The 26,304-nt window shown below is 54.6% G+C and carries 16 protein-coding genes; 2 read left to right on the forward strand and 14 right to left on the reverse strand.

Translation table 11 applies throughout. The annotated features are described in order from the left end of the window. Window positions 1–303: 303 nt before the first annotated feature. The 14 genes from PJI16_02415 to PJI16_02480 form a co-directional block, all read right to left on the reverse strand. Entirely contained in the window at window positions 304–4,056 is a 3,753-nt protein-coding gene (locus PJI16_02415) for a hypothetical protein (GenBank protein MDT3776411.1), read from the reverse strand. 144 nt (window positions 4,057–4,200) lie between these two features. Next, window positions 4,201–7,920, reverse strand: a complete 3,720-nt coding sequence (locus PJI16_02420) for a hypothetical protein (protein ID MDT3776412.1) — start codon at window positions 7,918–7,920, stop codon at window positions 4,201–4,203. A gap of 47 nt (window positions 7,921–7,967) precedes the next feature. Next, complete coding sequence (locus tag PJI16_02425) at window positions 7,968–9,686, reverse strand: hypothetical protein (GenBank protein ID MDT3776413.1); 1,719 nt, start codon at window positions 9,684–9,686, stop codon at window positions 7,968–7,970. Window positions 9,687–9,930: 244 nt separating this feature from the next. Then, complete coding sequence (locus tag PJI16_02430; protein ID MDT3776414.1) at window positions 9,931–11,631, reverse strand: hypothetical protein; 1,701 nt, start codon at window positions 11,629–11,631, stop codon at window positions 9,931–9,933. Window positions 11,632–12,178: 547 nt separating this feature from the next. Further along, complete coding sequence (locus PJI16_02435; GenBank protein ID MDT3776415.1) at window positions 12,179–14,470, reverse strand: hypothetical protein; 2,292 nt, start codon at window positions 14,468–14,470, stop codon at window positions 12,179–12,181. 350 nt (window positions 14,471–14,820) lie between these two features. After that, the gene (locus PJI16_02440; protein ID MDT3776416.1) at window positions 14,821–15,198 is read right to left on the reverse strand and encodes a DoxX family protein; all 378 of its coding nucleotides are present in this window, start codon (window positions 15,196–15,198) and stop codon (window positions 14,821–14,823) included. A 626-nt stretch (window positions 15,199–15,824) separates the two neighbouring features. After that, window positions 15,825–16,376 carry a hypothetical protein gene (locus PJI16_02445; protein MDT3776417.1) on the reverse strand — a complete coding sequence of 184 codons (552 nt, stop codon included), beginning with the start codon at window positions 16,374–16,376 and terminating at the stop codon, window positions 15,825–15,827. 19 nt (window positions 16,377–16,395) lie between these two features. Further along, entirely contained in the window at window positions 16,396–16,965 is a 570-nt protein-coding gene (locus PJI16_02450; protein MDT3776418.1) for a hypothetical protein, read from the reverse strand. Between the two features lie 330 nt (window positions 16,966–17,295). Then, window positions 17,296–17,418 (reverse strand): hypothetical protein, encoded by a 123-nt coding sequence (locus tag PJI16_02455; GenBank protein ID MDT3776419.1) that lies wholly within the window; start codon window positions 17,416–17,418, stop codon window positions 17,296–17,298. 3 nt (window positions 17,419–17,421) lie between these two features. Beyond that, window positions 17,422–17,505, reverse strand: coding sequence for an addiction module protein (locus PJI16_02460; protein MDT3776420.1), 84 nt, complete (start codon window positions 17,503–17,505; stop codon window positions 17,422–17,424). A 116-nt stretch (window positions 17,506–17,621) separates the two neighbouring features. After that, a complete protein-coding gene (locus PJI16_02465; protein MDT3776421.1) occupies window positions 17,622–19,208 on the reverse strand; it encodes a hypothetical protein in 1,587 nt (528 codons plus the stop codon). Window positions 19,209–19,347: 139 nt separating this feature from the next. Beyond that, entirely contained in the window at window positions 19,348–20,139 is a 792-nt protein-coding gene (locus PJI16_02470; protein MDT3776422.1) for a lipopolysaccharide kinase InaA family protein, read from the reverse strand. A gap of 502 nt (window positions 20,140–20,641) precedes the next feature. Then, a complete protein-coding gene (nhaA, locus tag PJI16_02475; GenBank protein ID MDT3776423.1) occupies window positions 20,642–21,946 on the reverse strand; it encodes a Na+/H+ antiporter NhaA in 1,305 nt (434 codons plus the stop codon). 286 nt (window positions 21,947–22,232) lie between these two features. After that, window positions 22,233–23,066: a DUF4412 domain-containing protein gene (locus PJI16_02480; protein ID MDT3776424.1), complete on the reverse strand. Its 834-nt coding sequence runs from the start codon at window positions 23,064–23,066 to the stop codon at window positions 22,233–22,235. A 547-nt stretch (window positions 23,067–23,613) separates the two neighbouring features. Between PJI16_02480 and PJI16_02485 the strand changes: the two genes are divergently transcribed. Together PJI16_02485 and PJI16_02490 are read left to right on the forward strand one after the other, a co-directional pair. Then, complete coding sequence (locus PJI16_02485; protein ID MDT3776425.1) at window positions 23,614–25,374, forward strand: DEAD/DEAH box helicase; 1,761 nt, start codon at window positions 23,614–23,616, stop codon at window positions 25,372–25,374. A gap of 134 nt (window positions 25,375–25,508) precedes the next feature. After that, on the forward strand, window positions 25,509–26,243 hold the full coding sequence (locus PJI16_02490; protein MDT3776426.1) for an NAD-dependent deacylase: 735 nt from the start codon (window positions 25,509–25,511) through the stop codon (window positions 26,241–26,243). The last annotated feature ends 61 nt before the right edge of the window (window positions 26,244–26,304 follow it).

Genomic DNA, 26,304 nt, shown 5'->3' on the forward strand with positions numbered 1-26,304 from the left:
GGAAAAGAGAGGCTTCGCTTTCCATTTCCAGTACGCATAGCTTGCGTTTAAAATGGTCCGTCTCTGCAAAACAGCTCTTCAGCTACCCAAGAGGGCGGAGTTCTCCTAACACCTCGCAGCACAAAATGTGTTCCTCACAACCGCGCACACCGGCCCCTAGTGTCACTTCGATTGGTAACACATTTCCAGTCCCGTTGGTAAGGTGGCCTTCAATTTCAAGTCCAGAAAGTAGGGAGCAGAATCATTTCCAACCTCTTCAAAGCCAGGAACCTATCAAGGCAATCACTCCTGATTTTCTGTACCCTAGTTCGAATGCTGGAATTTATACACCGCGGCGCCGATTTGAGTGGCGGTCGCTCCGACGCCGGCGACGGCATCAATGACGAGTAACCATGGAATCGGAGCCCACACCCCTGATTCCGGTGGATCGTAGAACAAGAATTTGAAACAGCTGGGGATCGGTCGGAGAAAGTTGTTAATGGGCACCCAATCGCTATAGTTATTGTCGCTCAGCTGATAGTAGCTGGCCCCAGCCCCAATACCAATATGAAGCACGCCCATAGCGGATTTGAGCGCCGGCCCGTAGACCGGGACCCACTTTGCCCCTGTCTTGTAGACGGACAAGGCACAATACACGAGATCCGCCAGGACCAACGCTCCCCGTGTGCTCCACAGCCCCACGGTCCATCGATCGGCTATGGCCCACTGGGAGGAGGGTTTCGCAAACACGCTGCCCGGCGCACCGGTTGCAAATGTCATTGAGCGAAAGAATAGGCTCAAGTAGGAGTAAAACGTGGCCTTGGGTGAAGGGACAAAAGCGCCTTCTTGTTGGCTTTGGTAGGCTTTGTAATCGCTCACCATGGTCATGAGGTAGCCAAGGCCCATAAAAAACGAAGAGGTGGCGGTCAGACTGGCCATAATCTTTGCAGACAATTGAGAGCTGTCCGACGTTCGCGCTGCCATTGTCGGCACACCCTCGGAGGGTATGGTGGGCCAAGGGAGACCGGTGGTCTGGATCGTGGTGACGTCGCTGCTGGAAAACGGAGCTTGGGGTGCTTCGTTCGGATTTAATAGCGTGCTGGCGACAAGCTTGTAGAGAATGGTCGCCGGTACGGCAAAGATGAGACAGACCAGGTCGAGCAAGGTGAACTCGTCGCCCTTCGTGATCACGTTCTTCCACAGCCAGGTGACGATCGGAATGTCGATGGGCTGGTTGATCAGGTCGGAAAACGCTTTAATGGCGGACGCCGCCACCGAGAGAATCGCTTCGATGACGTACTCGATGCCGTCCATGATAAACAGCACCAGATCTTCCGCCGCAGTCAGCAAGTCCACGATGATGAGGTCGAATAGGCTGCTGGGATTAGTGATCTTCCCGGTAACAAAATTCTGCAGTGTGGCATTGGTCGAATTGAACTGCTGCGTGTTTTGGTCCGAAGTATTGCCGCTATAGATGTATTGCTTCACCGCGTCCGTGATGACGGTCGTGGGGTCGCTGTCGCCCAAGGTGCCTCCCAGGTCCCTCAGCGAGATGGCCGATGCCCCGGTAAACGAGGGTGTCGAACGACTGTAAACGTAGCTACATTTCGAGGCATGTTGCTGCTGGGTCGATTGGGTGCTCGGGTCAGCCAAGGTGTTTTGGCTTTCCGAAGCGCTATTCGCGAAGTCGTTATAGCTCTGCCCTTGGATCAGTTCGAATTTCGACTCGAGATTGGTGAAGATTTCCTTTACTTCTGCCTGCACCTCCGCAAAGTTTTTCTGGACGAGTGTTTGCGCATAAGTGATGGAGCCACTTAGGTTTGTCAGAGTCTGATTCATACATTCTTTAAACACGGAATGTGTATTGAGAATATCGTCCCAATCGAAGAGCATCTTCAACCAGGCGATGACCTCCTGAAGCACCTTGTAGATTTCATCCGCGAGCTGGCGGATTTTCGAGAAGATGGTTTCGAGGGCCGCGCCGGCCTGCTTGATGGTCGAGATGACGAACGGCTCCAAATCATTGAAGACGATATTGAGGACTCCGTCGGTGACCGTGGCGGCAAAATAGGTCAGCTGATCGAACTCGTGCTTAAAGAAATGTGCTACATCTCCGAAGATGCTGCCGGATGAGCCTAACTGGCCGGTGGCCCGCCGGTTGCGCAACAGATCACGCGCTTCCTCTTCCGTGAGCACACGGAACCGCGGGCCCTCCGGATGGGCGAAGTCGATCTCCCAATGCGGCGTTTTGATCTGGTTCAGATCGATAGTCCCTTGACCCGTGGAGTCCGTCGGGTTTTGGCTCATCCAGTTTCCGGAGGAATTGATCGCCTGTGCCGCCGTGTTGGCGGTGTCGGTTTGGGAATAGGCGCCCCCCGTTAAGCCCTGATTGATCAGATCGATGCCGGTCACCGTTTGCAGTTGCGGAGCCACCGAGTCCGGCAACGGCGCCAGCGGCGTCCCGTCCAGAGCCTGGATGTACTGAACCACATCGCCCCGGCACCACCGTGAGCCCGTGATGTGGTTGCTGGCATCCACCGCCGTGAAGGTGATGACCGGCGGCGTCAGGCCCACCGCTTCATAGAGGACCGTGGCCTGCCCGCTTTCGTCCAGCTCCACGGTAAGCGGGGTGGTAGGGCCGATATGATAGGCATAACTGTTCCAGACCACGGTGACCGCCTGATCGGCCGCAACCGTCACCGTGCCGGCCGCGACAGGATTGTTGCCGGCATCAAACCCCGCCAACTCCATGGAATACGTGGCGGTTTGAGTCGGCGTCGTGGTGCCCGGCGCCGGCGGCGCGGAGACCTTGCGGGTCGACCAGACCTGTGTACCTGGGGAATCGCCATTGCCCTGGGGCCCGCCGGGCAGGTTCTGATCCATGTGAAAGACCGCGGGAGCGCTCGCCCCTGACTGCGGATCCGTCGCGAGTCCAGCCGAGAACAGCTCCGGCCCCGCCCGCATGTAGGCCGGGCAGTTCAGGGTGAGCAGCGTGCCGCCCAACTGCACCCAACTGCCGAAGGTGAGCGAGCCATTCCCCGTCTGCTGGAGATACCACAGATAATCGTTGCCCGGTTCGATGCCAAAGATGGTCACGGTCTGACTGCTGTCGACGCCCACCCCCACCGCCGTCGCGCTCTTCGGTTGACTCGCAAGCCCGGTCAACTGCGTGATCGACGGTTGCGCCGCATAGAAATTCGCCACGAGCCACAGTGTGCTGGTCGCATCGAGCAGCAGCAGATGGCCGCTGCCGAGCGGGCCGGGAATGGCATAGAGGTTTTCGGCCGTGAGGGCGCCCTTGTTGGGATTGAACGTCCCGGACTGCCCGGTCCAGGTGAACGTGGGCGTCTGCTGCGTCCATGTGATGGTGGCCTCCTCGTGCGAAATATTGCTGCCATCCACCCAGAGGACCGTGACCGACCCGCTGCCGCCGAGCCCTTCGGTGAGGCGAAAGGCCGTCGTGTCGGGATCGGAAATTTCCGGGGTGAATTGTGTCGGGTACCGCTCGGCGATCGGCATCCATTGTGGGGTGCCGGTTTGCGGGTTGGTGGCGTAGGTCAGGACGAAAAAGGAGTGGGGCGTGACGTTGCCCGTGACTCCGTACAAATAGGCATGGCCGTCGGCATCCACGTACTGATCCGTCTGAAAGGTGTAGCCGATCCAGTTCTTCGCCGTGCCGGACAATGAGGCAAGTTCCCAGGTGCCTGGAGTAGACGATTGCATCCACACCGCGCTGCTTCCGGCCCCCGTCGAGAGGGGATAATAACATAACGCGTTGAGGACGCCCTGATGGTAGAACCCCAGGATGCGATTACAGATTCCGGTGTTGGCGGGCGGTGTCACACCGAGTTTCACCGTCGCCCAGCCCGATTGGGACGTAGGGTCCGGGTAGAAATGCACTGGATCGCCGTCCCCATCAATGGTCAGCAGTTCGCTGGTGGGATCTTGACTAGCCGGATTCTGCACCACCGCAAATAAATTCCGCGTGAGCGCATTGGAGACCGGCGCTTCCTGGGTCAACAGGTAATCGTCGATGAGATTCACGCCAATGGTGATGTTCGTGATCGCTGCCGTCATGTCCGCTCCTCCTGATAAAAAATGGATGAAGATGGATAGAGATCTTGATGTGTTATGTTCCAGACAACCCTTGTTGCTTGAGATGGCAATGTCGAAAACCTGCGAAGCAGGCCCCGACTTTACGGAACTCGGATCTGGACCGGGTTAACCATCTTCGGCTGATTTGCAGGTGGTCACACACACTCCGATGGGTAGGATCAAATCTAAACAAATGAGAACTGTCTGGATTTCGGGACCGCAATCGAGCATAAACTTCAGACTTTCGTCAATCGGCCCAATGACGTTGCCGGCGGCGTCCCAACCGGAGTATCCAGATCCCGATTGGCTTTGGTAGATACAGGTCACAATGCCGACCGCTTCCTGGCAAACACCGATAGCGGTGTCACCCACAGGCCCGGCTCCATCAACAAACTCGGTTGCCGTGTGGGTCGTGGAAAGCGCAACGAAACAGGCATCGCACGACGCCTGGAAGATCCCGGTAAACCACGCGTTGAGTGTCCACCTGTCGGCTTGCGTCCAATCACCCGACGATTTGCCGAAAACCGAATATGGAGCGGTTGAACCAATCTGAAAGCCGGCAAGAATAACCGAAAGAATCGAGTAGTTTCGGGCTGAGGCATCGTCCTCCCCCGCAGCCGCTTTGAGATCCATATTCATGGCGCACCATCCCGTGACGATATACGAAAGTCCCGCGAGAATGCCCAGAGGCTCCAACACCTCCTTGGAGGGAGGCGTATATCCGACCGGCGCTGACCACTCGACACCACTGTCCGAAAGGGCCGGGATGGACGGCCAAGCCAACTGGCTTTGCTGCAATTCATCGAGGGTTGTGCTGGTGAAGGGAGGCGACGCGTTTGAGCCCCCATACAAAATTTTATAGAGGATGGTACCGGGCACCGCAAGAATCAGGCAGAACAGATCGAGCAAGGTGAACTCGTCGCCGTTCGTGATCACATTCTTCCACAGCCACGTGATGATCGGGATGTCGATTGAATCTGTGATCATGCTTTGGAATGCCTCGACCGCATCCTCGAGCAGATTGAGGATGGCTTCCAGGACCGCCTCCACGGCATCGACCACAAAGAGCACGAGATCTTTTGCGGCTTCCAGGAATTGGAGAATAATGAGATCCAAAAAATTACTGGGATCGCTCAAGGTGTCTGTTATGAAATTGAGCAGGCTTTGTGAGTAGACCGTATAGAGCGACTGCCCATTGGCGTTTGTCGGATCCATGATGCTGGTTTGAATGGCCTGAATAATGGCCGTCGTCGGATCGCTCCCGACCAGGCCGGGTGGCACTCCCGCAGGCGCCACGGCGCCTATGGTTCCGAAGGAGGTCTTCGAACGGCTGTAGACATAATTGCACTTCGACGCATGCTGCTGGTTGGTGTTGAGCGTCGTCGTACCTGCAAGCACGTTGGTGTTCGTGGCTGTTGGTGCCCCTGTCTGGGCATTGTTCGCAAAATTATTGAAGCTGGTCGAATTGTCGAAGTGGCTTTCGATATTGTCGAAGACATTGGTGATGTCCGACTTGAGGGAAGAGAACCATTTCGACAGGTCGTTCTCCGCATCGCCGACCACGGTCATCAGATTGGTGAATAAGGTTTGATTGACGGCGTACTTGATTGCCGTATGGGTATTGAGAATATCGTCCCAATCAAAGAGCATCTTCAACCAGGCGATGACCTCCTGAAGCACCTTGTAGATCTCATCCGCCAGTTGCCGGATTTTCGAGAAGATGGTTTCGAGCGCCGCGCCGGCTTGCTTGATGGTCGAGATGACGAACGGCTCCAAATCATTAAAGACGATATTTAACACATCGTCGGTGACCGTGGCGGCAAAATAGGTCAGCTGATCGAACTCGTGCTTGAAGAAATGCGCTACATCCCCGAAGACGCTGCCGAAGGAACCCAACTGGCCGGTGGCCCGCCGGTTGGTCAATAGATCGCGGGCCTCCTCCTCGGTAAGTACGCGGAACCGCGGGCCCTCGGGATGGGCGAAGTCGATCTCCCAATGCCGCGTCTTAATCTGGCTCAGATCGATAGTCCCCTGCTCCGTGGAGTCCGTCGGGTTTTGGTTCATCCAATTCCCCGCGGAATTGATGGCCTGCGCGGCGGTGTTAGCCGGGCCGGTTTCCTGATAATCCCCTCCCGTCAAAGCTTGATTGATCAGGTCCGTGCCGGTCACCGTTTGCAGTTGCGGAGTCACCGAGCCCGGCAGCGGCGCCAGCGGCGTCCCGTCCAGGGCCTGGATGTATTGGACCACATCGCCCCGGCACCATCGTGAGCCCGTGATGTGGTTGCCGGTATCCACGGCGGTGAAGGTGATGACCGGTGGCGTCAGGCCCACCGCTTCATAGAGGACCGTGGCCTGCCCCGCGCCGTCCAGTTCCACCGTAAGCGGCGTGGTAGGGCCGATGTGATAGGCATAACTGTTCCAGACCACGGTGACGGCCTGATCGGCCGTAACCGTCACCGTGCCGGCCGCGACAGGATTGTTGCCGGCATCAAACCCCGCCAACTCCATGGAATACGTGGCGGTTTGAGTCGGCGTCGTGGTGCCCGGCGCCGGCGGCGCGGAGACCTTGCGGGTCGACCAGACCTGTGTACCTGGGGAATCGCCATTGCCCTGGGGCCCGCCGGGCAGGTTCTGATCCATGTGAAAGACCGCGGGAGCGCTCGCCCCTGACTGCGGATCCGTCGCGAGTCCAGCCGAGAACAGCTCCGGCCCCGCCCGCATGTAGGCCGGGCAGTTCAGGGTGAGCAGCGTGCCGCCCAACTGCACCCAACTGCCGAAGGTGAGCGAGCCATTCCCCGTCTGCTGGAGATACCACAGATAATCGTTGCCCGGTTCGATGCCAAAGATGGTCACGGTCTGACTGCTGTCGACGCCCACCCCCACCGCCGTCGCGCTCTTCGGTTGACTCGCAAGCCCGGTCAACTGCGTGATCGACGGTTGCGCCGCATAGAAATTCGCCACGAGCCAGAGCGTGTTGGTCGCATCGAGGAGCAGTAGCTGGCCGCTGCCCAGTTCGCCGGGGACCGCATAGAGGTTGTCGGCGGTCAGCGTGCCTTTCCCGGGGTTGAACGTGGACGATTGCTCGCTCCAGGTAAACGTGGCCGTCTGCTGGTTGTTCTGTTCTGACCAGGTCACCGTCGCGTCCTCATGCGAGATGGTGCTGCCATCGATCCAGAGAACCGTGACCGACCCGCTGCCGCCCGTCCCTTCGGTGAGGCGAAAGGCCGCCGTGTCGGGATCGGAAATTTCCGGGATGAATTGTGTCGGGTACCGCTCGGCGATCGGCATCCATTGTGGAGTGCCGGTTTGCGGATCGGTGGAATAGGTCAGGACAAAGAAGGCGTGGGGGGTGACGTTGCCCGTAACCCCGTACAAATAGGCATGGCCGTCGGTGTCCACGTACTGATCCGTCTGATAGGTGTAGCCGATCCAGTTCTTCGCCGTGGCGGATAACGAGGCGGGGGTCCACGTGCCGGGCACGGACGATTGCATCCACACCGCGCTGCTTCCGGCCCCCGTCTTGAGGGGGTAGTAGCAGAGGGCGTTGAGGGTACCCTGGTGATAAAACCCGACGAGACGATTGCAGGGGCCGGTGTTATCTGGTGCCGTGGCCCCGAGTTTCACCGTTGTCCAGCCCGATTGGGACGTAGGGTCCGGGTAGAAATGCACTGGATCGCCGTCCCCATCAATGGTCAGCAGTTCGCTGGTGGGATCTTGACTAGCCGGATTCTGCACCACCGCAAATAAATTCCGCGTGAGCGCATTGGAGACCGGCGCTTCCTGGGTCAACAGGTAATCGTCGATGAGATTCACGCCGATGGTGATGTTCGTGATCGCTGCCGTCATGTCCTCTCCTCCTCCGTGATGAAGCCGGGTTCGTGTGACGGGAATTTTTATTCCTTTCCCTGCGCCTCCTGTTCGCTGCAAACCGGATTGGCATCGTTCGGCCCACTGCAGGGTTGGCAATTTGCAGTTGTCAGGTAGGGCAAGCCGAAGTTCCCCGCATCGGTGGTTCCGCCGTAGTCGTAGGTCCCGGTCATGCCGAAATGAGCTGAATTGGTCCCAATCGCGAGGGCGACCTTCTCGTGGTCGTCTAGCGTGACCGATCCTTTCAGGCCATGCGTATGTGGAACCCTGGTGCCGGGAGCCGTCAGCGGTTTCCCGCTCCCGAAGGCCTCGTTCGGGGTGCCGCCGTCTGGCAGACCTACGAGCAAACGCCCGGATCCCGTGGCGCTTGATTTCCAGGGATAGGGACAATTTTGGGTGCCAAAGAACGTCACGACGTCGGAGGGCACCGTGGGTGGATTGGGTGTGGAGAAGGTGGGGTCCCGTTCGCAGAGCAGGAGCTGAGTGTAGGGGACATTGTTGAATGTGGCGACAGTCGATCCGCTAAACGTGTGGGTGCCGGGGCTGGTCAGATCGTGGCATACCCCAACCCCTTTCTCAAATTGATACGAGTCCAGGCTAATGCTTGAGGTGAGAGCATGGCTGTGCGAACGCTGCTCACCATTCGCGTAGGGATTGCCAACCAGGGTTCCGACGGTTCCATCCGGAGGCGCTTCGAATGGCATGACGAAATAGCCGTCAACGGTGGATGTAGGCGTGCTCTCGGTAAATTGATTGTTCCCCAACGGACCCTTGGCTGCTTGATTATTATTTCCCGCTGGGACTAACCAGATTCCGCTGGCTGGTTGATTTGAAAAAAAGTTATAGTCGGTGGCTCCCGATCCCGAGACGCCCGCGTTCAAACCGTTTTCCTCAGAGTACTGCACGTTGGCGTACACTTCCTTGCTGGCAAGGACATAGTTGAAGTTGAAATCGGGGCGGGCTTTCTGTGTATTCCACGTGAACGCGAACTTTTTCTGATTATTCTGGTAAACGACCATGTTCCAAAAATTCAGTTCGTTCGTTTTGCCTCCTGCGATCGTCGACGGGTCGGATCCACGTCCCCGCAAAACACCATCCTTGTCACTATCCGTCCCGTCAAAGGTGATCACGACTTTGTAGTTCTGCGGTCCGTTCCACGTTACCTGGTACCCTTGGGGATACCCGACGGCCGGCTGCCAGTTGGCCGGACAGGACTGGAGGTTAAAAAAGGCCAGCGCTGAGGTTCCATACCCGTCGGTTGGAGGCGGGGATTGACCGCTGACTTTCTTCTCACACGCGAGCATTTGGAACAGCGGAAGGTCGGAGGACCCTCCATTGAGGGTCGTCCCCTTGACGGTGTAGTAGTGCGTAGTGTCGGTCCTATGCTGGGTATCGTGCTCAAACGAGCCGCAGTCGCCGGTATTGAGTTGCTTCTCGGGGAGGCTGACCGAAGCGGTGAAGTCGTGCTGATGGGCCGGGGCTGTGAGGTTCGTCAGGGGCGTGCCGACTGTTTTGGCCAGGTCGTACATCGTGGAGTCGGTGACGCCAAGCAGGAGCCTCCCCTGTGCATAGGGTGCCGGTTCCCATCCAGTCGGACATTGGCTTTGCGGAAAGAACGCGACCATACCGGCCGGTGACGTGTCGGTGGCTTGCGCGCTGGCCGACTGCGGTAACAGTGCGTTGACCGTGCCCAAAATACACGAAACGACCATGAGCCCCGTACGCGAAAACATCAAGGTCTGCATAACATACTCTCCATATAGAAGTGGACCGGCTCCCCGTCCCGTTGAGCGTTCACAGCTCGCTGGCGAGATTTTGACTGGCCAGATTTTGCCACACCGCAAACAGATTTCGCGTGAGCGCATTGGAGACCGGCGCTTCCCGGGTCAACAAAAGAATCGTCGATGCAATTCCTCCCGATGGCGATGTTCGTGATCACTGCCTTTTCCGCTCCTCTTCGCTAAACAGAATCGTATGGGTTGAGAATCCTTATTCCTTGCTCTGCGCCTGTTCGTGGCAGACCGGGTTGGAATCATTGACGACGCATGGCTGGCAATTCGCCACGGCCAAATACGGGAGGCCAAAATCGCTTGAGTCGGTCGACCCGCTATAGTCGTACGTCCCGTCATGACCAAAGACTGGCGAATCGGTCCCCGATGCCAGAGCGACTTTTTGCTCCGAAATCGACACCGATCCTTTGAGGCCATGGGTATGCTGAGGCCGATCGCCCGGCGTTTGCAGCGGATTCCCGCCGCCGAACGCTTGATCCTCGTTTCCGCCGTCGGGTAGGCCGACGAGAAAGCGACCGCTACCCGTCGGGCTCGGTTTCCAGCCATAGGGACAATTTTGACTACCGAAGAACGTCACCACGTTGGTTGGAACACCAGCCGGCGGATTGGCGGATGAAAAATTCGGTTCCCGTTCGCACAGGAGGAGCTGGGTGTATGGCACATTATTGAATACCCCCTCTGTCTTACCGCTAAACGAGTGCTTACCGTCGCTGGTCAGGCTTGAGCAACTAGCGGGCCAGGGCGCGAGCTCATACTGTCTTGTATCGAGATTGATGCTTGAGGTCAGGGTATGCGTATGGGTACGCTCTTCACCGTTGGAATAGGGATTGCCAACCAGGGTTCCGACGGTCCCATCGGGCGGCGCTTCGAAGGGCATGACAAAATAGCCATCGACGGATGACGATGACGCTCGCGCCGTGAATTGTGTGTTCCCCAATGGACCTTTGGCGGCCTGATTATTTTCCCCTGCTTGGACGAGCCAGATTCCGTCGGCTGCTTGATTCGAAAAAAAGTTATAGTCGGTGGCTCCTGATCCCGTGATACCCGCATTCAGACCGTTTTCTTCAGAGTACTGCACGGAGGCGTACACTTCTTGACCGGCAAGGGCATAGTTGAAGTTGAAGTCGGAACGGGATTTTTGTGTGTTCCACGTATAGGTGGCCTTTGTCTGATTATTCTGGAAAACGACCATGTTCCAAAAATTCAGTTCGTTTGTTTTGCCTCCGGCGATCTTCGACGGGTCGGAGCCCCGTCCCCTGAGAACACCATCCTTATCGCTGTCCGTGCCGTCAAAGGTGATCACCACCTTATAATTTTGTGGTCCGCTCCAGGTCACCTGATAGCCCTGTGGGTAGCCGATCGCCGGCTGCCAGTTGGTTGGACAGGAATTGAGATTAAAGAAGGCCAGCGCCGACGTGCCGTAGTCGTCTGTCGGTGGCGGCGATTGTCCACTATCTTTCTTCTCGCACGCAAGAATCTGGAACAGGGGGAGACCCGTGTCGCCGCTCAAAGCAGGACCGTTAACCGTATAGTCTCCCTTCTTCGCGCCCCCCGTGGTGCTTCCACCGCAGTAACCCGTATCGACCGTTTTTTGAGGAAGACTCAGCGTCACGCCGAACGGATGGTCGTGGGACGGGGCTGTTTCATTTTCAAGGGCCGTGCCCACTTGCTCGAGGAGCGTCCAATCGGCCGTATCGGTCGTCCCCAGGCCGAGACGTCCCTGCAAATAGGTCGCCGACTCCCAGCCATCGGGACATTCGCTTTGCGTCGAAAAGTACGCCACCATGCCGGCCGGGGACGTGTCGGTGGCTTGCGCGGTTGCCGACTGAGATGACAGTGCGCTGATCGCACCAAACATACTCCCGAAGATCATGAGTCCAAAAAGAAAATGCCTATACATGAAAGCCTCCCCAGAGAGATCCAGTGAGAGGAATGTTCTTTTTGAATTACCGGTTACGTCAACCTAAAGAGGCATAGTTTTCGCCTGGGTAACATTTTTCTCTTTTTTTGTCAAAAATTTTTTCACGTTCTGCATTTCAGAAACATGTGGCATGACTCACAACGTTTTAGGAAGATCGGCTTTGGAAAACCGCCTCCGTTCGCCCAATCCCTATACCAGTCTGTGACCACCCTCACAGTCCTGTACATGGGAATATCATTTGAGTAAATACGATGAGAGGTGAGAGTTCACGAAAATCATCTCGAATCGGGCATATTCGGTAGCCTTACTGAAAAGCGAGGACAGAGGCACTCGTCGTGAGCCAAGAAAAGAAAGGCCTCAAGTGGCCCCAGGAAATGACATCACCGGTGGTGAACGGGGGAAAAGGGCCGGGAGGGCTGGAACTTCGGCGCCCTACCCCATCGTGAAATGGAGGAGAGCGCCGACGCAGGACGATAACCAATGAAGGTTTCGCGTGACCTTCAAACGCTTTCACGCATCAAGATGATCAATCCCGGTCATATGCCTGGTGAGGTGAGTGGCTCCGATGGCCTCTGCGGTGGTCTCTCCTGTGGCCTCGCTGATCAAATGATTGCGGTGGCCCGATCAATGGTGTCTTGACGGGTCCGGCCGCGCCGGGAACGATCACGAAGGAATTGCCCCCCGGGTTGGTGTTATAGACCGGCCCGAAAGGACCGGTCTTTTTCCAATTGTTCAGGAGCCAGACATTGCCAGACGGATCGATACCACCACCTGTGACCCGATCCAACGCGTCACTGACGTAACCGGGGTCCCGTGAGATAGGATCGCCCGTGCCTTTACCCGAGGGACATTTGCTGGGATCCGCACCGCAAAAATGCGAGAGCGGCGTATCCGGCCACACCGTGTTCTCATCGACATCGCGGGTTGGTTTCTGTCCAAAATTAAACACCCAGAGCGTGTCATTTCCGTCGACCGCGTTGCCCCAGGGAATCGTCAGACCGCCACCAATATGAGTAGAGGGAGCGCTGTCATCGGCGGGATACAGAGTGACTGAAGGACCATCCATTCCGTCCTGAGGATCGAGTGGGTCGACACAGGGCACTTTCACCGAATTCGAGTTAGAGACCCACATGTTTCCCTGGCTGTCGCCGGAAATTCCCATCGGCCAGGACAACACCGGCTCGGATTTGGCATTGAGGTTCGGAAGCATCTCCACTGTGCCATCGGACGACACGCGGTAGACCCCGCCAATCGCCTCGGTTGGATCGGCCGTGCCGGAATCGGCCACATATCCGACCTGGTTGGCGGTTACCCACGCGCGGCCCTTCGGATCGATCGCGATGGCAAACGGTTTGAGAAGTGGCGCGTCCGAATCCGGCTCCGTATCCGGGATAGTGGGGGCGTAGATGCCTTCTGCTCCTCGTCCACCCGGGAACGCGATGTTCCTCGCATGGCCAGGTTTACCTTTTGGAATGAATGTGACCGTGTCGTTTCCGCAGTTAGCAATCCAGATGTTCCCCTTTTTGTCTGAGACGGTGGCCTGGGGCCACCAGATATGGCCTTCAGTGAAGCCATCGAAGCCGGAGATCGGGCTGCCATCGGGACGGAACACCGAGACGCTATCATGGGCGGCTGGAATCTTTAATGCCGGGTCAGGCAGAGGTTCGACGGTGGTATCCGCACAGGCCGGCGCCTCAAATCCGAAATTGCCCACCCAGACCTTGCCATGCGGGTCCAGCCCGATGCCAAACCCCGCCCCGCTGAGACCACCGCCGAAGTACGGCGATCCGGGGAAGGTCTCACCCCAGGGATACGTTTTAATCAGGCGCTGCCCGGCACAGGCAATTTCATTTGAGAATGTCGGACGATAGTTGTCGTTGATCCAGGCGAAGCCGCCTTCGTCAAAGGCAATTTGGCCAGGGCCGCTCATGAGGTTGAATGGATCGTAGATGTTGTGCTGCCCCCCGTTGAATTTAATGAACAACAGCCAGCTGGTCGGACGTTTCATCAATGCCGGCTGATTGACCGGGTCCAATAGCGACAGCTGATAGAGCGGATCGTCCGTATCTGTCGGATAACCTGGATACGAGGGATATTTGGCGATGTTGGCGACGGCTTGCAACACCGTGGTCGGCGCGGGTCCTCCCTCCGGTGTCGTCGCCATGAACAGGGAGTAACAGTTGGTGTCATCCGCGACGCAACTCGTAACTACGTTGGTGAGGGAATTGAAGGTCGGGTATGTCGATGTCTCGGTTCCATTTGGTGTATTGAAGAGCACTTCGCCAATGTCTCCGGTTTCCGGATTGGCCATATTCTCCGCCATCTTCACGGCGTTGATCATTCCGTAAGTATTACCGTGAATTTTCCAGACGTCGACGAACTGAGCGAAAGCGGTTCCCGTGGCAACCGTCGTGCGTTCGTTGACCACCACGGCGTCGTAAACATGGTGGCCCGTGCCGATGACACCGGCCAGCATGACCGGGCCGTATTCAGCAATGACGAAGAGGACGAATTGCTGACCATGCGGCACCCGGTAGCGGACCTTGAATTTCCCGTCGCCATCGGTTCTAGCCGTTCCAAGCACTTGACCCTTCCCATGGCCACCTGCCTCAGCCGCATAAAGCGAGACCTTATATCCGCGTTGCGCATGGCCATTGCCCTCTACAGTGCCACGGAGCGTTTGGGAATGCGGATGTTGGCCAGCATGCACGGGCAGTATCCCAACCGTGCACGCCAGTATCATCATGGTCATGGCTGTGACAGCAACCGGGAATTTTCTCAAAAAGACCGATCGCGCGAGTCCAAATGTGGGTATCATGATCAGACCTCCTTATTCTCTTCCCTCTGCACATGGAAAAAATGGTCAATGATGCCTGTTCCTGAGGTTATGGAATGACCGCTTGCCTGGTCAAGGAATGGAACGATGAAAGGAGTCCGAAAAATGTGAGGGGTCAACCCGGAATGGGTCAACACAAAAAGACTTTGTATTGATGGGCCACTGGCGAGTTCTTCAAACTCATTAAGACTCGGCTAGCCCAACGTGTGCTCCAGGCACATCCGACACAGCAGAGTTCCTGACAAACGAATCCCTACAGAAATGTGAATAAACAACTCAAGAGATTTTTTGAAGAATTTTGTGTGGTCAACATGGATGAAGCTTCAGGCAATTCATTTTTGGGGAGGCCAGTGATTGGCTTCATTCTTCCTGGATGGTTCCCTGATCATCCAAGCCAACAGGAGCAGAAGACCGAGAAGCACAAGTGGAACGGGCACAGCACCCATTTCTCCAGCCTTCAAGTGTGTCAGCGCTGCACCCACCATGGTGATGCTCAGGCCCACCATGCCATACCATTGAGTCTTCGAAATAAACAAACAAAGTCCGCCGCCGACTTCAATGACCCCGGTCAAATACAAGAACCAAATCGGATACCCCCATTGCGCAAAATGTTCAACCTGGGACTCACTGCCCATGAGCTTGGCTCCCCCTGCCGCAATAAAAAAAATCCCTAACAACACACACAGGACAATGGTCATCACGCGCTTCATGGCATCTCCAACCCATACAGGAAAAAAGCAATAAGGAAAAAACTGAATTCCAACAAGCCCTTATCTTAAACCTTTTTCAACACAACAGAACATCAGACGGCTCGTAGCATAATGCAAATCTTAAGGTTTTCCAATTTCCCACAGCCGCTTATCATTTTCCTGATACCCGTCAGTTAGATCCTTTTCTCAATTTCCACCCTCGGCAAAAGTCGAGCGCCACCTGACTTCCGCCTCAGGAAAGAGAGATTGCATACGGGAGGTTTGCTCAGCAGATGTGAATGGTTACCTATGGGACTATCGAGACAATATCTCTAACTAAACCGATCGACCAACTGGACGAAGAAGGCAAGAGAGGTCTACCAAGCAATATTGGTTCGCACGATCTTCTGCCGGGCGTTGCCCCAACTCGTGACATACATAGACGGCGTGCGGAAATTCCTTTCCTAAAGGCTGAGCCATGGAACCCTACGATTTCAGCTAAAAGGTGATTGGAAGATCTGGCCCTTAAATTCATTTCGAAAAGTGTTTTCATCCTAAGCAGCACACGCCGCAAGGGCGAGATCCTGTCGCGCGTTCAGTGCAGCTTTCGTCTCTTTCTTTGGACCTGCTCGTACTTTTTTGTATATTTAGGTCACGTACTTTTCATTCAGAATGATTAAGAGGCTATTTAATCCCTTGAATATCGGTTCAAATGATTTAATGTTCTTTATTTCTTTTTCCCCGTGAAAAAAATTATTGCGAAACCTGAAGGCTATGTATATTAGAATCTTGATTGCCTCTTCTATTTTGTCCTTCTTATCCTTATTATATGTAGCAACCAAATCTTTGAAATGAGTTAAATCCTTTCCTTTAAGACCTATATCGTGGCGGAGTTCATCATAATTCCCTTTTTCAAATTCATACCTTGAACTGAACAGGGCATACACATCCCTGATACAAGTAGTTTCTTGATCCGAAAAGCTATAGCGAGCAGTTTTGCTACAAAAGGCTTGGATGTTTTTAGTTTTAAAATTCTTGTCAAAACTCGTAGATTCGAAATAATTCCATATGATAGAAAAGTTTCGGATTTCGTCTAGGTCACAGATACTTTCGCAGTCACTAAACTTAAGAATCCAGGCTTCAGAGTCGTTCATCTCTTGTCCTTTTTTTACCCCATGTAAAGCAAAGGGCTTTAACACGTCGCCCTCGATGCACCTGTTATACGCCATCTGCCGATTCCTGGTTGAGAATGGCGATTGCCTCCGCATACTGCGACTTGCTGAGCCACGCTGGAGCTTTCTCCCTTATTTGATTCCAGATAGAAACGTCTGCGTGAGTTCGGATGCCAAGTCGTACGTTCTCGAAAAAATAGCGCTCATGTCCCTCGACCTGCTGGATCCAAGCATCTGCGATTTCTTCGACGGTTGGACGACTGCATTCTTTTAGAGTCGCTGTGGCAAGGACGAAATCGACATCTACAGTTGCGCCGGTTGCCTTTAGGGGCCAAGGAATTTCGAAAACACCGCGGTCATCCACTGGGGAGATAACGCGTGTCTTCCTCTCACGGAAAGTTTGACACCATGCTTTGAGCCAACTGTGTGATAAATCCGAAAATTTGACGCCGACACAACCCCAAGTTGCGCCCAGTGCACCCGCTGCCGCCTTGGGGTATTCTGCTTTCCAGAGTTCCTCAGCCTCCTCCAATAGTTCTTCAAACCTATCTGTCCGCACCGCGCAAGGCACCAGCACTGCCTGGCCTCGTGGAGTGATAGAAGACTCTAATGTCATCGTGAACGTGTTCCCCCGACTACTGGACCGACGCCTGTACTCCAGCGGCATCTGGACATGCTCTTTCCCAGCAAGTCGGAGGCGGCGCTCGCGCCACTGCCGCCGTACTTCTTGACAGTCGTCCCAAAGAAGAGACCCAATGATCAGGATAGCGCCGCGCATCTCATCTCTTGTGCCATATAACAACAATGATTAAATTTGCTACGCTCGATAAAATTGTCTGAATTTTATCTTGGAATTCGTGCCCCAGACCTTGCGGCTGCTCTTCATACCAAGCTGCGGCATCCGCTAAATCCTCCTCTGCTTCCTCCCGGAGTCGAACCTCAAGGGTCACAGCTTGCGCCGAATTTCCGTGATAGATTCGGTTGCGATTCGACCACGGTTTCTATCGACTTCGTAGGCATCAAGACGTTTGTTGAGTTCCGCCTTTTGCTCGTCGGTAAGGGGTAGCACCTTCTAATCGAAAGCAATGCTATCCCACAACTCTTCAACAAGCTTGATACGCTCGTCGACTGGAAGTTCTCTCAGCTTCGTATTCATCACGATACCTCCCAATTTCAATTGGATAAGTTTAAATCAGAAAACCCAAAACTTCACTCAATGAGTCGATTACGGCACAAACAATTCGGCCATTACCAATTCACGCCACCCACTACTCACCTCCACGGCCTTGCTTCGATGCGTAGGGTGCCGGTCAGGCCAGGGCGAGCGTTCTGCTCGATGGGGATATCGAAGGTGATGCCCGCACTCGGTTTCCCCTTGATGAGAGGACGGGTTTCTACATCTTTGCCGGGTTTCCCGGGATTCATGTCTTGATAGCCATACTTGATGCGCCATCCACTCGGATTTCCCTTATCGGGAAAGGCCTCGACCAGAATCAACTGACGATAGATGAACCCACCCTCGTAATGGCGCTTCATGAAGAGCAGGCCATCCACGACGTAGTCGGGTACGAGGACCTTGATGTCGAAAGCGAAGCTGACCGATTTGGATGCTTTGACGCTCTTGCTTGGATCCAGAAAAATGGAGAAGAGGTGTGGACTCTTCGTGCGATCCGGCCTGCGCTTGGTTCCATCCTTCCCAGGGAAGAGTTCCCCATAGCTGCGGAAGATGGCGGAGTTCTCGCGCACCTCGCGCCGTGTCATCTGCCACTGGCAGCCGCGCACGCTGGCCGCAATTTCGAACTGGTAGGACGCTCGAATCTTCTTGCCGTCTTCGTGCGCTTTTTGCACTTCCACGGGCAATGTGATGTCGTCGATATCCAGAATGCCATCCACGCGCAGTGCACCAAACAGGAACCGCGTGAGGTTCTGATAGCCTTCCTCGGAGTTGACGATACCGTAGTGGCCGGAATGGCTGCGGTGCACGAACGCGCGCGGCGAACTCACATCCTTGCCGTCGGAGCCCGGCCCATGCGTGGTGGCATTCTCAAGACGCACCAGCCCGTCGCTGGCATCCCCTGCCGCCCACGACGAAATGCCGCCGGCCACGGTGTAATCGCGTGCATCGGTGCCGACCAGGTTGAAGATGCGCTCGGGCGGAAAATTTTTGACGACCGAGACGTCATCGCCCTTGGGTACCGCAAGGTATCCGGCCATTTTGTCGCGATTAAAATTGTTGATATCGCCGAACGAGAGCCAACCCGGCACATTACGCACGATCCGCATGTCAATGCCATTATGCGGCGTGGCATAGGTAAAGACTTTATCAACCGCCCCTCGCGCCTCCGCTGAGCCAAGTTTCGTATTCTGCAGAAAAGCCCGGCAGATCAGCCCTCCCATGGAATGAGCCACGAGATAGACCCGGAAGTCTTTAGGCGTAACCTTGTTATCCTTATTCGCGCAGACCTTTTCGCGCAGGCGCAGAATAAGAGTGCCCAGCCCTTTGGCGAAGTGCTCAATAGGGGGCGTCTTGCCGTCCCCAAAGTCCTTCGAGGCTTCATCGTAATAGCGGTAGATAATTATTGAGCGATATGGAACGGGATGGTCGGCACGCTCGGCTGCCACGAGGTCGTCCCCATCCACGAAGACATCCTCATATTCGTGGTCGCCCATTAGCCGCACGAGCGGTGACTCGAAGTAAAAGCGCTTGACGTCACCGGTCCAAGCCACGCGCGACTTGGTTGAGCCGATATTGAACCCCATGTAAGGATCGGCCACCGTTTCTTCAATTTCGCTCGATGTGGCGGCAAAGCCGCGGACATAAATGATGGGGTGGTAGGGATGCTGCGCGGATGTCGTCATGAAAGTACCTCCGAATTACGATTGCGCAAATGGCAGTGTGAACGAGCCTGCTTCGGTTCAAGTGTATCTCCCATCGCAGACGTTGCGATCGGCTGAAGGGAGATTTTTGGTCAAGTGATGAATTTAGTCAAGTGATGAATCAATCGAGGTTAAAACCGTATCGGATCTGAAATCCTCTTCGCAGCGTCTCAAAACGATTGTCATGATACAAAACTTCAGTCGCTCGACAAGACGCCCGCTCTACCAGATTCGAATAGATCACACCACGCGCCTCACGATCATTTCGCTGCCCGGCACCTGTGAGATAGCCGGAGAGAAAAGCGAGTAATTCGCTACGTTCACCCAATCCAATTCGGTGCATTCCCTTGACCCAGATATCACCCAGGTGAATTCCGCATTGCTCCATTGACATCCGCATCAAAAATGGGTGTCCACGTTCGCGGTCAATCACAACAAAACATTTTCGAAAATCTTTATAGTTATCAGAAACACAAATTAAATCTTCTGGGCGAACCTTGGAGTCAATCCCTTTTCGATGGAGTGTACCCATCAATTCACCATACAGGCGAAACAGGCGCCGACGAATTCGTAGGGGCGCTGCTCGATAGACGTCCCGAAACTCTTTGCCCACAACCTCCTCCACTAAAATAAAACCCCTCATAGGCCAGCCCAATAAGCTGTGTGCTCCCCAAGCCACGGCCTTCATGACCGGAATCCCCTGGTCTCGAAATAACTCAAGGACTAACAGCTCTTTGGCCGAGTCCGAAAGAGGGGATCGAAGTCGGCACCAATTTTTCAGTACCCGATGGAAAGATTGAATACCGCTTTGCTTGAGAAAGTACTTCTTTTTCTGTCCCGCTACGTCAAGGAAAAGACTGCGGACATGTCGTTTGGAGGGACGAGATACGAGCTTCCCAGCCGAGTAATTCACAAAATCTTGAAATTTGGAGATACCAACATTGGCCAGGAACGGCCTTATGTTGTGATCGATATGCAGACTCTTGTGAAAAACGTATGAGGGAGAGAGGCCAGCAATGAACTCAAGGCATCTTATTGGGAATGTTGAAAGATTTCCCAAACGGGGTTTTGGCCAATTTGCCGTGTTCACGGCCCTAATATACCCCCTGCGCGTTAAAATGGCTACAGCCTTGCTAGACGGAATTTCTTGAACGTTCCCCTTCAGCTGATGATGGATGTCTCTTCTTCGGCCTGTATTAGCCAAGAGAGAAAAATTTTCAACAGCGCCCTATTACAAAAACTACCAACGCAAATTTTGGCATGAGCTCCTCAATCGCATTATGGCCTCACCGAATTATAATTTGGTCGTTCACTGTCTGAATGGTGACATCCAGGTTTTTACAATTGAGACATGCCAGCCCGGTCCTTTTTCTAGCCTCTCGCTCCACACCATCCACAGTTGTTGAGGCGGACGATCACCCCGCCCGCCTTAACAGATAGTATCCTGCAGCCCCACCCACCAGAGAGGCCAGCAGGATGCCCAATTTGGCTTGGAGGATTAATGCGTCGCTGAAAGCCAGTTCGGTAATAAACAGCGACATCGTGAATCCCACCGAGGCCAGCATCGCAGCACCAAAGAGGTGGCTCCAGCCTGTCTGCTCCGGAAAGGAGGCCCATTGAAAATGTATCAGGATGTAGCACATGCCCATGATGCCGAGGACCTTGCCGCCCAGCAGCCCTGATGCCACGCCTAAGGTGACCGGATTGGCCAATTGATTCAGGAAGTCGGATGGAAAGCTGATTCCCGCATTTGCCAGGGCAAAGACCGGCATCACCACAAACGCTACCAAGGGATGCATGGCGTGCTCCAGACGTTGCAACGGAGTCAGTGCTTCCTTGGCCACTGCGCGAATGTCTTCCAGTATATGGAGTTGCTCATCGGTAACCAGGGTCACGTCATTGCTTGTTGCCGCCTCGAATCTGTCGCCCAAAGCCTTGATGTGTGAAACGAATCCCTTGTCCGAGATCTTCACATTAGCCGGAATGGTGAACGCCGCCAGCACCGCGGCAATAGTGGCATGCACCCCCGACAAGAGAAAGGCCATCCATAGGCCACCGATTCCCAGCAGTCCATACCACAGGATGTTGCGGACCCCCAGCAGATTGGACGTCACCAGCAGGATCATGAATCCCGCACCAACCACAAGACTCATGACGTCGATGTGCGACGTATAGAAGACGGCAATGACCAGCACCGCACCAAGATCGTCCGCGATGGCCAGGGCAGTGAGAAACACTTTAAGCGACAAGGGAACCCTGTTGCCCAACAGGGAGATAATGCCGAGCGCGAAGGCGATATCGGTCGCCATAGGTATGCCCCATCCGTCGTTCGCGTCGCCCGATGGATTGAACGCCAGGTAGATCAACGCCGGCACAACCATCCCGCCTACTCCCGCCATGATAGGGAGAAGAGCATCACGGGGATTCCTCAGTTCACCCGCCATGATTTCGCGTTTCAGTTCAAGGCCGATCACAAAGAAAAACACCGCCATCAATCCATCATTGATCCAATGATGCAATGTCTTGCTGATAATAAAATCATTGAAACCGACTGAGAATTCATTGTGCCAAAGATGGTGATAGGCATCCGCAAAAGGTGAATTAGCCAGAACTAATGCCACCAAGCCGGCAACAAACAGCACTATGCCACTGGTGGTCTGCCTTCCAAGAAAGGTGGAAAGCGGGTCCGTCACCCAAATGTCGATAGGAGTTTTCTTCATATTCCGAAACTGCCAGAAGGAGCGGAAATGCGAAACCGGATACCAAACCGATCGTTTGTGAAACCGGTACCGGCCCTAGACCTTGCTGATTTCCTTGAGCGAAAAGTCTATCACCAGGGACAATGGCCTCATACCCCACACCCATGCACCAGGAACACGATAGGTGCGAACCGGACCATGAGTTTTCAGATCTGCGAAAGATCTCATCGCAGGTCGAAAAACCTGAGAATCAGCGAGATTCTTTGTTCTCTCAAGTCGTCTTCATTAACTTTCAAGTTCTTAGCTGCTATTGCCCCATATGGGAGGGAAGATTTTTTGGCAAGAAATCTTTTTTGACATAATCTTTGGGAGGGTCAAATTCTTTGGCGGCCACCGACTTCTCCTCCACTCCGGTCAACCGGCTTTCTGTGACAACGGTTCCCTTAGAGAAAATTCTCGTCAACACCGGGTAGCCTTCCATCTTTCCAATTGATTCAAAAAACGACGCTGGACCTCCGCCGCCTTTGAATGCCCCTTGCCATACCTCCTGAGAAAAGGAAGCCATATCAAGAAACACGCCCTGGGCTTCCTGGCTGCCGGGAACCTGCTTCCAATCACTCACGCAATGTTCTGCAACTTTTTCCTTTTCCCGCCAGGTTTCATATTTCACACAGGAGTAGCCATTGACGGTTTGGCTTTCGCCGGTTTTTTTTACCTGCATCTCGACTTTCCCGCCCATCATGGCGGGATTGATCCCCTGCCCCGCAAACATTTTTTCCATCATGGCACGTCGTTCCGGTGGCATATTCTTTAACATTTCCTGCATTTTTTCCATGGCCGGGTTGATCTGTTGACCGAGATTGACCATCGTGGCTTTGTCCATCGCCCGCCAGGTGTGATCTCCATGATTGATCAGCAGAATTTCCTCCTGATCGCCTCGATATATGACCGTGGATTGAGTGTTCCCGGCATCATTTATCGTCATCTTCAGTTTTTTCCCGTCGACCGTTATCGCATCGTTTCGGGAAGGCATTTCTGCCCGATTGGGAAAGGTCGTCTCGACATGAAAAACCACGCCTGCACAAACCGTCGTCTGGATGCCCAGCACCAACCCGCTCACAAGACCAAGAACCTTCACCATATCAACCTCCTTATGCGTGAGAGATGGGACAGACTGCTGTTTTGACATGCTGGAAACGCTGAGACCCGTCAATCTCTCAAAATTCAACCCGATTCACAAGTCTTTTTCTTCCAGAGGCTCCCTCATCGCCCCTCTCCCACTATATTTTTGGTCCCACCAAAGACCCTTTTTAATGAGGGGAGCTAGGAATTGGTTTACCTTTCCTGGTAAAAGAACTATGGACAGGAAACGCTCGTTAGGCGACCACCCCACATAACGACAGGCAGACATCCCTCAAAAAGAGTCACAATTTGTCGTGACCTTTCACGGTTTCGTCATCATGGTCAGGGACCATATGCTGCCCGGCGCGACAGGACCAGCGGGTCGCGGGGTAGGACACGGTAAGAAGGCCCGGTCTTTTTAACATAAGGCCATCCAGCCCAGGGAAACCGGTTCAGGCAGAACCGTCCCTTTCTCTCGTCTTTAACGAACATCACATACCGGCAGACCGGCTCAAGTCGGCCTATACACAACTAAGGACCTCATCCAGAAAGGTTGCAAAACCGTCATGAAACACGACACGTCCAACCCACTCACAGCTCCTACTATGAAGGGCTTTTCACCAGGCTTTGCGGCCCTTGGCCTTGAGGCGGCGCTGCTGACCACGCTCGAGGCGTTGGGATATGAAGAGCCCACCCCTATCCAACGCGAAGCCATTCCACCGCTTTTGGCCGGAAAGGACCTCCTGGGGCGTGCCGCAACCGGAACTGGAAAAACCGCTGCATTCACCCTTCCCCTCCTCCAGCGCCTGGCCCATTCACCCAAGCAACCGAACCCATCCGCCCTTATTCTCGTGCCCACACGCGAATTGGCTATACAAGTCTGCGAAGCTGTTCAGCGTTACGGGAAACAACAGCACATCGCCATCCTCGCCGTCTATGGCGGACAGGCCATCCGCCCACAGCTTATCGCGTTGAAACGCGGGGTCGATATCGTCGTGGCCACTCCAGGACGGGCACTGGATCATATCCGACGCAAAACCCTTCAGCTCAAGGACCTTCAGATTGTGGTGCTGGATGAGGCCGATGAAATGCTCAATATGGGTTTCGCCGAAGATCTGGATGCCATTCTGAAACAAACGCCACCAACCAGGCAGACGGCACTGTTTTCAGCGACCATGCCTCCACGGATTGCCTCCATCGCACGCCAGCATTTACGCAATCCCATTGAGATTCAGATCATAAAGGAACCGGTCAAGGCCGGGGTGGCCCCTCGGGTGCATCAGACCGCCTACCTCGTGGCGAGACCTCACAAAGTGGCTGCGCTGGCCAGAATCCTGGATATGTCCGGTCCAAAATCCGCACTGGTCTTTTGCCGAACACGCTTGGAGGTGGATGAGTTGACCTCTATGCTCAACAGCCGGGGGTATCGGGGAGAAGGCCTGCATGGCGGTATGAACCAGGCTCAACGCGATCGCGTGATGCAATCCTTCCGCGCCGGGAAAACGGAATTGCTTGTCGCCACAGACGTGGCGGCCCGAGGGCTGGATATTCCTCACGTATCGCACGTGGTGAATTACGATGTTCCGTCCTCTCCTGAAGCCTACGTTCATCGTATCGGGCGAACCGGACGCGCCGGACGCGCCGGTGAAGCCATTACACTCGTGGAATCACGCGAACGCTGGCTGCTGCAAAACATTGAGCGCCTGACCAAATCAAAAGTCGACATGGGAACACTCCCGACTGTGGCCGACCTTCAAACTAAGCGGCTGGAACAGATTGGTGTGTCCATTCAAGACATTCTCAAGGCCAACGACTTTGAACAATTCCGGGTTGTGGTCAACACCCTCACCGAAAAATTTGACCAGGCGGATGTCGCCGCTGCCGCGATTCAATTGGCCTACGGATCAAAGACGGGCGATCGAGTTGAAGAAGACATTCCTGCGATACGGGACCGGGCATCTGACACAACCCAGACGTCCAGACGGCCAAGGCGGGGTCCATCGGATTACCCGGATGCTCCTAGAGTTCTCAGAGGCGGAGCTGGTGGTGGCAGACCGGTCGGCAGACGGGACCGTCACAGTCAATCCACAAGTATGGCGACCTTGCACGTAAACGCCGGTCGAATGGCAGGAGTGCGGACAGGAGATCTGGTCGGTGCCATTGCCAACGAGGCCGGGATCAGTTCGAATGTGATTGGCCCCATCAAAGTCTCCGATCAATTCTCTCTGGTTAAAGTGCCGGAAGAGCATGTCCATGGCATCATCAAGGCTCTTGGCCGGACCAGAATTAAAGGGCAAAAAGTCACCATCCGCCTCTATAAGGAATAAAGAGGAATCCTGAAACCGCCAGGGTGGGAATTTTCCCAACCACGTACGTTTGCCAAACATCACTATTATGAAGAAATAGACATGAGAAATTAACACGGCCGTTGTCAATATCTCTCTGAATGTGAATCAATTTTATGTCTAATGGAATGACAATTCTTGATGTGCGTGACCGGATAACCATGGCCCGTTCGGTCACGGTTCTTACCGGTGCGGGAATTTCCGCAGATAGCGGCGTGCCGACGTTTCGAGGCCCCGAAGGCTTGTGGAAAAATTTCCGTCCTGAAGAACTGGCTTCACCGGAGGCCTTTGCCCGGGACCCCAAACTTGTTTGGGAATGGTATAACTGGCGACGGGAATTGGTCGCAACCAAACACCCGAATGCGGCACATGAAACTCTCGTTGAACTTGAACGACGAATTAAACACTTCTGGCTCATTACGCAAAACGTCGATGGGCTTCATGCCCTGGCCGGCTCGCAACGTCTTTCGGAAATCCATGGCAATATCTGGAAAGTGCGTTGTACACAATGCAACCGGATTTCGTCTAACCGCGATCTGCCTCTGGTCTATCCACCAACCTGCACGGATTGTTCGGGGTTGTTGCGCCCCCATATTGTGTGGTTTGGAGAGTCATTGGATCAGGAAGATTTGAATCGCAGTTATCAGGCATTGCGAACTTGTGATATTCTTCTCATTATTGGGACCTCAGGCGTGGTCTATCCGGCAGCCTCTTTTGCTCCCGTTGCCAAAGATGGTGGCGCCCTGGTGGTCGAATTAAATTTGGATCCGACGCCCAATTCCTCCGTGGTGGACGTGTCCTTTCAGGGCCGTGCCAAAGATCTGGTGCCGCTCTTGCGACAAGTCACCTAATCGCACCATTTCTTGACTCCCTTCGTAGGGGTTTGTTACGTTTTTTGTTTAGGGATTTTCA

Source organism: Nitrospira sp. MA-1, assembly GCA_032139905.1.
In the GTDB taxonomy this organism is placed as follows: domain Bacteria; phylum Nitrospirota; class Nitrospiria; order Nitrospirales; family UBA8639; genus Nitrospira_E.

Coding starts and splice junctions, on each gene's coding strand:
- PJI16_02415 (MDT3776411.1), bottom strand. CDS start 4,056: ATGACGGCAGCGATCACGAACATCACCATTGGCGTGAATCTCATCGAC.
- PJI16_02420 (MDT3776412.1), bottom strand. CDS start 7,920: ATGACGGCAGCGATCACGAACATCACCATCGGCGTGAATCTCATCGAC.
- PJI16_02425 (MDT3776413.1), bottom strand. CDS start 9,686: ATGCAGACCTTGATGTTTTCGCGTACGGGGCTCATGGTCGTTTCGTGT.
- PJI16_02430 (MDT3776414.1), bottom strand. CDS start 11,631: ATGTATAGGCATTTTCTTTTTGGACTCATGATCTTCGGGAGTATGTTT.
- PJI16_02435 (MDT3776415.1), bottom strand. CDS start 14,470: ATGATACCCACATTTGGACTCGCGCGATCGGTCTTTTTGAGAAAATTC.
- PJI16_02440 (MDT3776416.1), bottom strand. CDS start 15,198: ATGAAGCGCGTGATGACCATTGTCCTGTGTGTGTTGTTAGGGATTTTT.
- PJI16_02450 (MDT3776418.1), bottom strand. CDS start 16,965: ATGACATTAGAGTCTTCTATCACTCCACGAGGCCAGGCAGTGCTGGTG.
- PJI16_02460 (MDT3776420.1), bottom strand. CDS start 17,505: ATGAATACGAAGCTGAGAGAACTTCCAGTCGACGAGCGTATCAAGCTT.
- PJI16_02465 (MDT3776421.1), bottom strand. CDS start 19,208: ATGACGACATCCGCGCAGCATCCCTACCACCCCATCATTTATGTCCGC.
- nhaA (MDT3776423.1), bottom strand. CDS start 21,946: ATGAAGAAAACTCCTATCGACATTTGGGTGACGGACCCGCTTTCCACC.
- PJI16_02480 (MDT3776424.1), bottom strand. CDS start 23,066: ATGGTGAAGGTTCTTGGTCTTGTGAGCGGGTTGGTGCTGGGCATCCAG.
- PJI16_02485 (MDT3776425.1), top strand. CDS start 23,614: ATGAAACACGACACGTCCAACCCACTCACAGCTCCTACTATGAAGGGC.
- PJI16_02490 (MDT3776426.1), top strand. CDS start 25,509: ATGTCTAATGGAATGACAATTCTTGATGTGCGTGACCGGATAACCATG.